The organism is Dietzia papillomatosis NBRC 105045, assembly GCF_001570845.1.
In the GTDB taxonomy this organism is placed as follows: domain Bacteria; phylum Actinomycetota; class Actinomycetes; order Mycobacteriales; family Mycobacteriaceae; genus Dietzia; species Dietzia cinnamea.
This window is the reverse complement of record NZ_BCSL01000069.1, coordinates 1-9,175: the sequence shown is the minus strand read 5'-3', so window position 1 is coordinate 9,175 and position 9,175 is coordinate 1. Positions and strand designations below refer to the sequence as shown.

The window sequence follows — 9,175 nt, the reverse complement described above, 5'->3', positions numbered from 1 at the left end:
TGCCCGGCGCCGATGAGCCGGATGATCTCCTCCGCGGCACCGTCGACCGCCACCTGGGTGACGTCGCCGGTGGCGCGGTGGCGGAGCTCGACCGTCCCCTCGGACCAGCCGCGACCCACCACGACGACCCAGGGCACGCCGATGAGTTCGGCGTCCTTGAACTTCACGCCCGGTGAGGCCTTGCGATCGTCGAAGAGGACCTCGAGTCGCGCCCGGTCGAACGCCTCCACGAGGGTCGCCGCCCCGTCGATCGCGGCCTGGTCCTTGTTGGCGATCACCACGTGCACGTCGGCCGGCGCGGCCTCCGCGGGCCAGACGAGGCCCTTGTCGTCGGCGAACTGCTCGGCGAGGACGGCGACCAGGCGCGAGACGCCGATCCCGTACGAGCCCATCGTGACGCGTGCGGGCTTTCCGTTCTCCCCCAGCACGTCGAACCCGAAGGCATCGGTGTACTTGCGGCCGAGCTGGAAGATGTGGCCGATCTCGATACCCCGGGCGAGCGTCAGGGTGCCGTGACCGTCGGGTGCCGGATCGCCCTCGCGGACCTCGGCGACCTCGATCGTCCCGTCGGGCGTGAAATCGCGCCCGCACACCAGGTCCACGACGTGGCGGCCCGGCTCGTCGGCGCCGGTGATCCATGCGGTGCCCTCGACCACCCGGGGATCGACCAGGTACCGGACCTCGTTGTCCCGGAGCGCCCGGGGGCCGATGTACCCCTTGACGAGGAAGGGGTTGGCGGCGAAGTCGGCTTCCTCCAGGATCGCGACCTCGGCGGGCTCGAGGGCGGCCTCGACCCGCTTCATGTCCACCTCACGGTCGCCGGGCAGGCCCACCGCCAGGAGCTCCCACTCCTCGCCGGGGCGGCGCACCTTGAGCATCACATTCTTCAGCGTGTCGGCGGCGCCGATCTCTCGGCCGAGACCGGCGGAGTTCGCCCACGCGACCAGCGAGTCGATGGTCGGGGTGTCGGGCGTGTCGTGGACGGTCGCCTCGGGCAGGCCCTCCAGCGGACGTGCGGGGGGCGCGGGGGTGACGACGGCCTCGACGTTGGCCGCGTACGCTCCGTCCGTCGATCGCACGAACGTGTCCTCTCCGGCGGCCGACACCGCGAGGAACTCCTCCGACGCCGATCCGCCCATCGCGCCGGACGTGGCCGCACAGATGACGTACTCGATGCCCAGTCGGTCGAAGATCCGCTGGTACGCGTCACGATGCGCCCGGTACGAGCGCTCGAGCCCGGCGTCGTCGACATCGAAGGAGTAGGAGTCCTTCATCACGAACTCGCGGCCGCGCAGGATTCCGGCGCGGGGCCGCTCCTCGTCGCGGTATTTGGTCTGGATCTGGTACAGGGTGACCGGCAGGTCCTTGTACGACGAGTACTCGCCCTGCACCGTGAGCGTGAAGAGCTCCTCGTGGGTGGGCCCGAGCATCATGTCGTTGCCCTTGCGGTCCTTGAGGCGGAACAGGGCCGGACCGTATTCGGTCCACCGGCCGGTGGTCTCGTACGGCTCGCGGGGCAGGAGCGCGGGCAGGCTGATCTCCTGGGCGCCGAAGGCGTCCATCTCCTCGCGGACCACCTGCTCGACCCGCCTGAGCGTGCGCAGCCCCAGCGGGAGCCAGGAGTACACACCGGGCGCGACGCGGCGGATGTAGCCGGCGCGGACGAGCAGCTTGTGGCTGAGGACCTCGGCGTCCGACGGGTCGTCGCGGAGGGTGCGGAGGAACAGGTGGGACAGGCGCGTGATCACGGTGATCCAGAGTAGCCGCCGGGGGTGCCGGACCGGCCCGACGGTAGCCTCTGCCGGGTGCGTATCCTCCTCTCGCCTTCCGAGACGAAGTCCATCGGCGGCTCCGGTGCCCCGCTCGATCTCACGGCGCTCTCGCTACCGTCTCTCGGCGACACACGGAAGATGGTCGTCGAGTCGCTGGTCTCCCTGTGCACCGGTGACCCGGAGGCCGCGCGCGCCGCTCTGGGGTTGAGCGAGCGACTCTCGGGCGAGGTCGAGCTGAACGCGCAGTTGTGGTCGTCCCCCACCGCCCCGGCGTTGAGCCGGTACACGGGCGTCCTCTACGACGCGCTCGACCAGCCGTCGCTGAGCGGCGCGGCGCGATCACGGGCCGAGGCACGCCTGTGGATCGGCTCCGCGCTCTTCGGCCTCGTCGGCGCCTCCGACCCGATCCCCCACTACCGGCTCTCCGCGGCGACGAAACTGCCCGGGCTGGGGACGCTTCGCTCGGTGTGGAAGCCGTCGCTCACCGCCGCCACCTCGGCGTGGGCCGACGACCTCGTCGTGGACCTCCGTTCGGGCGGTTACCACCAGCTCGGTCCGGTCCCGGGCGCGGTGACGGTCGACGTGGTCACGGAGTATCCGGACGGCACCCGCAAGGTGGTCTCCCATTTCTCCAAGTTCCACAAGGGGCTGCTCGCGCGGACCCTCGCGACGTCGCGGGCGGAGATGGACGACGTCGCCTCGCTGCTCCGGGTGGCACGTCGTGCCGGCCACACGGTCGAGCACGAGTCCGACTCGGTCGTCACGATGGTCACCGCCCCCTGAGCCGACGACCCCGCACGGTGCATCGCCCCCGGGCGGGCCTCCCCGGGCAGGCCCCCCAGGCAGGCCTCTCCGGGCGGGGCACCGTCACCCGGCGGGGATCAGCGCCAGCCCAGCTCCGGCGCGACATGGGTGAGGATCGACTCGAGCAGGTGGGCGTTGTAGTCGACGCCGAGCTGGGTCGGGACGGTCACGAGCAGGGTGTCGGCCGCCCTGATCGCCTCGTCGGCCCGGAGCTGTTCGATCAGCTCCTCGGGCTCGGCCGCGTACGAGCGGCCGAAGACCGCACGCAGGCCCGGTTCGATGTCCCCGAACTGATCTCCGCGTTGCCCGCCGCCCAGGAAGTAACGCCGGTCGGCGTCGGAGGTGATGGCGACGATCGACCGGGACACCGAGACCCTCGGCGCGAAACCGTGGTCGTGGCGCGCCCACTCCTCCCGGAACGCCTCGATCTGCCGGCGCTGCTGGACGTGCAGCGGCTCTCCGGACTCGTCCGCCTTCAGGGTGGAGGACATGAGGTGCATCCCCGTCGAGGCGGCCCACCGGGCGGTAGCGTCGGAGGCGGCGCCCCACCAGATGCGTTTCCGCAGGCCCTCGGAGTGGGGCTCGATGCGCAGGAGACCCGGCGGATTGGGGAACATCGGACGCGGATTGGGTTCGGCGAACGCCGCGCCCTCGACCGCCCGGAGGAAGACCTCCGTGTGGCGGCGGGCCATGTCCGCGTCCGTCTCCCCCTCCCCGGGCCGGAAACCGAAATAGCGCCAGCCGTCGATCACCTGCTCAGGCGATCCACGGGAGACCCCGAGCTGGACGCGCCCGCCGGCGAGGAGATCGGCAGCGGCGATGTCCTCGGCGAATCCGAGAGGGTTGGCGTAGCGCATGTCCACCACGCCGGTACCGATCTCGATCCGACGGGTCCGGGCGCCGACGGCCGCGAGCAACGGGGCGGGGGTCCCGAGCTGGCGGGCGAAGTGGTGGACCCGGAAGTACGCGCCGTCCGCGCCGAGCTCCTCCGCCGCCTCCGCGAGCTCGACGCTCTGGAGCAACGCGTCGGAGGCGGACCGGACCGCGGAGTCCGGATGGTCCATCCAGTGTCCGAAGGACAGGAAGCCGATCTTCTTGGGTGTGCCCACGACGCCATCATGCCGGAGGTCGGCGCGGAACCGCGGCGCCGCGGGCGCGACCGGGTGCGTCAGTCGGCGGCGAGCACCTGTGGGAGGCCGGCGACGTCGCCGATCACGACGATGGCCGGCGGCCGCACCTCGTGCTCGGAGAGGGTCGCGGCCAGGGTGCCGAGGGTGCAACGGTATGTCGACTGGCCCTCGAGGCTGCCGTCGACGACCACCGCGGCCGGGGTCTCGGGCGACCGGCCGCCGGCCATGAGCGACCCGGCGATCGCCGGCGAGTTCTTGACGCCCATCAGCACGACGAGCGTGCCACGCATCCGGGCGAGCGCCTCCCAGTCGATGAGCGAACCCGGGTGCCCGGGCGGAAGGTGTCCGGAGACGACGGTCAGCTCGTGGGTCATCCCGCGGTTCGTGACGGGGATGCCCGCGAGGGCGGGTACGGCGAGCGCGCTGGACACGCCCGGCACGACCGTGCACGGGATCCCGGCCTCCGCGCAGGCCTGGGCCTCCTCGAAGCCACGTCCGTAGAGGAAGGGGTCGCCGCCCTTGAGCCGCACCACGAACTTCCCGGCCCGCGCCCGGTTCACGAGTACCTCGTTGATCGCCTCCTGGGCCATCGCGCGGCCGTACGGGATCTTCGCTGCGTCGACGATCTCGACGTCCGCGCGTAGTTCGGCGAGCGGACGCTGCGGGGCCAGCCGGTCGGCGACCACCACGTCGGCGCGGGCGAGCAGTCGGCGCCCACGGACCGTCATGAGGTCGTCCGCCCCCGGCCCCCCTCCGACGAGGGCGACGGTCCCGCGCAGGGATTCGTCGACCTCCGGGGCCTCGGCACCGGCCTCGTCGAGGGCCTTCGCGACGACGTCGCGCGCCTCGGCGGTCCGGTCGCGGTCACCGGTGAGGACCGACACGAGCATCTGGCCCCGCCGGACGACGGCGGGGGTCACGGCCGTGCCGGACGTGACGGCGTCGGAGCGGACGCAGAAGGTACGGTACTGCTCCGCCTCTGCGGCGACGCGGGCGTTCACCAGGGAGTTCCTGGTCGCGGCCACCGCGTACCACGCGCCTTCGAGATCCCCCGTCCGGTACTCGCGGGGTTCCCACCAGACACGGCCCGCGTCGATGAGCCCCTGGAGAGTGGGCGTGACCTCCGGGCTGATGAGGTGGACGACCGCGCCGGCCTCGAGTAGCACGGGGACGCGGCGTTGCGCCACGGATCCGCCGCCGATCACCACGACGCGACGGCCCTCGAGGTCCAGGCCGACGGGGTACGGGTTCACGGGCCGGATCATGCCCCGATCCTATCCGCCGTCGGCGGCGTCCCGGTCGTCGACCCGGGCCGTGTGAGACGACTCATCCCCCGGCCTCGCCGAGGAGGCGGCCGGGGGATGAGGGCGTCGGGACGGCGGCGCGACGGCGCCGGTCGATCAGACCTTCTGGTCGAGCTTGAGCGTCCGGGTGGACCGCTCGAACTGCTCGGTGAACAGCGCCGGCTCCTCGGCGAGCTTGCGACCCAGCGACGGGATCATCTCCTCGAGCGCGGGCTTCCACTCGGCGAACCGGCTCGGGAAACAGCGCTGGAGCACGTCGACCATGGCGTCGACAGCGGTGGAGGCGCCGGGCGACGCGCCGAGCAGGCCGGCGATGGACCCGTCCGCGGCGTTGACCACGGCGGTGCCGAACTCGAGGGTGCCGCCGCGACCGTTGGGCTTGATCACCTGCACCCGCTGGCCGGCGACGACCTTCTCCCAGTCGCCCTCCTGCGCGGACGGGACGAAGTCGCGCAGGGACTCGACGCGTGCGCCGTGGTTCTTGGCCAGCTCGGTGATGAGGTACTTGACCAGACTCATCTCGGTGAGACCGATGTTTGCCATGGGCAGGAGGTTGCCGAGCCGGATGCTCGACGGCAGGTCGAGGAAGCTGCCCATCTTGAGGAACTTGGGGGTCCAGCCGGCGAAGGGACCGAACAGCAGGCCCTTCTTGCCGTCGATGACGCGGGTGTCCAGGTGCGGAACGGACATCGGGGGCGCGCCGACGGAGGCCTGGCTGTAGACCTTGGCCTGGTGCTGGTCTACGAGCTCGGAGTTGGTGCAGCGCAGCCACTGACCGCCGACGGGGAAACCGCCGATGCCCTTGATCTCGGGGATGCCCGACTTCTGCAGCAGGTGCAGTGCGCCGCCGCCCGCGCCGACGAACACGAACTTGGCGTCGACGGTGCGCTCGTCACCCGTGTGGCGGTTGGTCACCGTGAGGCGCCACGTGCCGTCGGTGTTGCGCTCGAGGTCCTTGACCTGGTTCTGGTAGTGCACCTCGGTGCCGGTGCGGGTGAGGTACTTGACGAACTGACGGGTGAGGGCGCCGAAGTTGACGTCGGTGCCGTTGGAGAAGTGGCTCAGCGCGAACGGCTGCTCGGGCGAGCGGCCCTTCGCCATGAGGGGGACCAGCCGCTCCAGCTCGGAGAAGTCAGTGGTGTGCTCCATTCCCGGGAACAGCGGGTGCCCGGCGAGCTTGTCGTACCGCTTCTGCAGGTAGTCCTGGCCCTCCTTGCCGGTGACGAAGCTCATGTGCGGCACGGGACGGATCCACTCCGTCGGGTCGCCGAGGATGGTGTTCTCCACCGCGTAGGACCAGAACTGGCGGGAGACCTGGAATTTCTCGTTGACGCCCACGGCCTTGGTGATGTCCACGTCGCCGTCGGCGGTCTTGGGCGAGTAGTTGAGCTCGCACAGGGCGGAGTGGCCGGTGCCGGCGTTGTTCCACGCGTCGGAGGACTCCATTGCGGGGCCCTCGAGCCGCTCGAATACCTGGATGTCCCAGTCCGGCTGGAGCCGACGCAGCAACGCCCCCAGGGTCGCGCTCATGATGCCCGCGCCGATGAGCGCCACATCCGTCGTTCCGTGCTTTGCCACCTGGTCTGAAGTCACCGGCTACCCTCGCTCATTGGTCGTGGACCCGAATCTCGCGTCGACGCGGGGCTGTCCCTCTGGGGCCCGCGCCCACAGGGCTACAAGCCTACTCACGGGGACGGCGCCGCGGCACACCGGACTAGGATGGTCGTCGTGTCGCCGCACTCCCCCGATCCCGCCGCCCACGGACATGACCCGCGATGGATCCCCGATCTGCTGGGCCCGTCCTATCGCCGGCGCGAGCTCCCGCTCGGGACCGATCCGGACGGCGAGGGGCCGATCTCGGCGACCCTGGTGCGGCACGAGGACGCGCCGGCCCGGCCGGACGCCGTGGCGCTCGTGGTCCACGGACTGTCCGACTACTTCTTCCACACGCACCTGGCCGAGTTCCTCGCCGCGCGGGGAACGGCGACGTACGGCATCGATCTGCGCAAGTGTGGCCGGTCGAGGCGGGAGGGTGTGACGCCCCATTTCACGACGGACCTGGAGAGGTACGACGACGAGCTGGATCAGGCGCTCGAGGTGATCGTCGCCGAGCACCCGGGCGTGCCCGTGTTCGTGTTCGCGCACTCCACGGGTGGCCTGGTGGTCCCCCTGTGGCTGGCGCGGCGTCGCGACCGCTCCGCGCTTGCGCCCGTCGTCGGTGTGGTGCTGAACTCCCCCTGGTTCCAGCTCGACGTGCCGGAACGCGCCCGGGCGGTGCTCGATCCGGTGATCCGGACATTGGGCTCGGTCCGCCCGTTCTACCGGCTCCCGTTGCCCACGTCGGACCGGTACGTGATCAGCACCCACGTCGATCACGACGGTGACTTCCACTTCGATACCACCCTCAAACCCCCCGGAGGAGTCGGTGTTCGCGCCGGATGGCTCGCCGCGGTACGCCGCGCCCAGCGCCGCCTGCAGGCGGGCGTCGATCTGCCGTTGCCGGTTCTGCTGTTGCGTTCGACCGCGTCGTCGGTGGGGATGAGGCCTCGCGGCGGTGAGATCGACGTCGACACGGATCTCATCCTCGACGTCCGGTCGATGCAACGGTTCGCCGACCGCGTCTCCGCGGACGTCACGGACGTCGCCGTCGACCGCGCCCGCCACGATGTCTTCCTCTCCCGCGCCGACGTGCTCGAGGTGGTCTTCGATCATCTCGGGCGTTGGCTCGACCAGACCCTGTCCGCACGCCCCAAGGAGTCCTGACCGCAATGACACAGACCCCCTCGCGCCACTTCGATCTCGTCGTCATCGGCACGGGCAGCGGCAACTCGCTGGTCGACGAGTCGTTCGCCGACAAGTCCGTCGCGATCTGCGAGAAGGGGACGTTCGGCGGCACCTGCCTCAACGTCGGGTGCATCCCCACCAAGATGTTCGTCTACGCGGCGGACACGGCCACCTCGGTCACCCATTCGTCCACCTACGGGATCGACTCGACGCTCGACGGCGTCCGGTGGCCGGACATCGTCTCGAGGGTCTTCGAACGCCGGATCGACCCCATCGCCAACAGCGGCGAGGACTACCGGCGTAACCGCTGCGACAACGTCACGGTGTACGACGGGCACGCGCGGTTCGTCGGGCCGCGCACCATTGACACCGGCACCGGGGAGATCATCACCGCCGACTCCGTCGTCATCGCCGCCGGCGGCCGTCCGTCGGTCCCCGACATCGTCACCGAGGCAGGAGTGGCCTACCACACCAGCGACGACGTGATGCGTATCCCGGAGCTGCCGAAGTCGATCGTCATCCAGGGATCCGGCTTCATCGCCTGCGAGTTCGCGCACATCTTCTCCTCCCTGGGTGTGGAGGTCACCGTCATCGGCCGGTCCGACGTGCTGCTCAAGCATCTCGACCGCGAGCTCGCGGAGCGGTTCACCGCGGCGGCCGGGCGTCGTTGGGACGTGCGACTCGGTCGGCAGATCACCAGCATGACCGCGACCGGTGAGGACCGCCGGGGCGTGGAGATCACCTTCGAGGACGGCTCGAGCTGCTCGGGCGACGCGCTCCTCGTGGCGACCGGGCGCACGCCGAACGGCGATCTGCTCGGGCTCGAGTCCGCGGGGGTGGAGATGGACGGCGACCGGGTCCGGGTGGACGAGTACGGCCGCACGACCGCCGACGGGGTGTGGGCGCTGGGCGACGTGAGCTCGCCATTCCAGCTCAAGCACGTCGCCAACCACGAACAGCGCGTGCTCGGGCACAACCTGCGCCACCCAGACGATCTGCACCCGTTCCACCACAGCAACGTCCCGTACGCGGTCTTCACGTGGCCGCAGATCGCGTCGGTCGGCCTCACCGAGTCGGAGGCGCGGGCCGCGGGGTACGACGTGACCGTCAAGACCCAGGACTACGGCGACGTGGCGTACGGCTGGGCGATGGAGGACTCGGTCGGTTGCTGCAAGCTGATCGCCGACCGGGCGACCGGTCTTCTGCTCGGCGCCCACATCATGGGTGCCCACGCGCCGTCGCTCATCCAGATCCTCATCCAGGCGATGGAGTTCGAGATCACCGTGCCCGATCTCGCGCGGCGTCAGTACTGGATCCACCCGGCGATGGCCGAGGTGGTCGAGAACGCACTGCTGGGGCTCGACTTCCCCGACCGCGGCTT

General features: G+C 70.7%; 7 protein-coding genes. 3 read left to right on the top strand and 4 right to left on the bottom strand.

Going from position 1 to position 9,175, the window contains the following annotated elements; translation table 11 throughout:
- On the bottom strand, positions 1-1,748 hold a 1,748-nt coding region (locus DPA01S_RS15305), incomplete at its 3' end, for a proline--tRNA ligase (protein WP_061917630.1).
- A gap of 57 nt (positions 1,749-1,805) precedes the next feature.
- On the opposite strand from DPA01S_RS15305, the gene DPA01S_RS15300 reads away from it, so the two are divergent.
- Entirely contained in the window at positions 1,806-2,555 is a 750-nt protein-coding gene (locus tag DPA01S_RS15300; RefSeq protein ID WP_061227740.1) for a YaaA family protein, read from the top strand.
- Positions 2,556-2,653: 98 nt separating this feature from the next.
- Here DPA01S_RS15300 and DPA01S_RS15295 read toward each other — a convergent pair whose 3' ends face one another.
- The 3 genes from DPA01S_RS15295 to mqo all read right to left on the bottom strand — a co-directional run bounded on the left by DPA01S_RS15295 (position 2,654) and on the right by mqo (position 6,603).
- Positions 2,654-3,640, bottom strand: a complete 987-nt coding sequence (locus DPA01S_RS15295) for an LLM class flavin-dependent oxidoreductase (protein WP_061227800.1) — start codon at positions 3,638-3,640, stop codon at positions 2,654-2,656.
- A 104-nt stretch (positions 3,641-3,744) separates the two neighbouring features.
- The gene (gene cobA, locus DPA01S_RS15290; RefSeq protein WP_061227741.1) at positions 3,745-4,971 is read right to left on the bottom strand and encodes a uroporphyrinogen-III C-methyltransferase; all 1,227 of its coding nucleotides are present in this window, start codon (positions 4,969-4,971) and stop codon (positions 3,745-3,747) included.
- 135 nt (positions 4,972-5,106) lie between these two features.
- Positions 5,107-6,603: a malate dehydrogenase (quinone) gene (gene mqo, locus DPA01S_RS15285; protein WP_082767600.1), complete on the bottom strand. Its 1,497-nt coding sequence runs from the start codon at positions 6,601-6,603 to the stop codon at positions 5,107-5,109.
- Positions 6,604-6,729: 126 nt separating this feature from the next.
- Between mqo and DPA01S_RS15280 the strand changes: the two genes are divergently transcribed.
- The gene (locus DPA01S_RS15280; RefSeq protein WP_061227743.1) at positions 6,730-7,773 is read left to right on the top strand and encodes an alpha/beta hydrolase; all 1,044 of its coding nucleotides are present in this window, start codon (positions 6,730-6,732) and stop codon (positions 7,771-7,773) included.
- A gap of 5 nt (positions 7,774-7,778) precedes the next feature.
- The coding region (gene mtr, locus DPA01S_RS15275) for a mycothione reductase (protein ID WP_061917627.1) at positions 7,779-9,175 on the top strand (1,397 nt) is incomplete at its 3' end.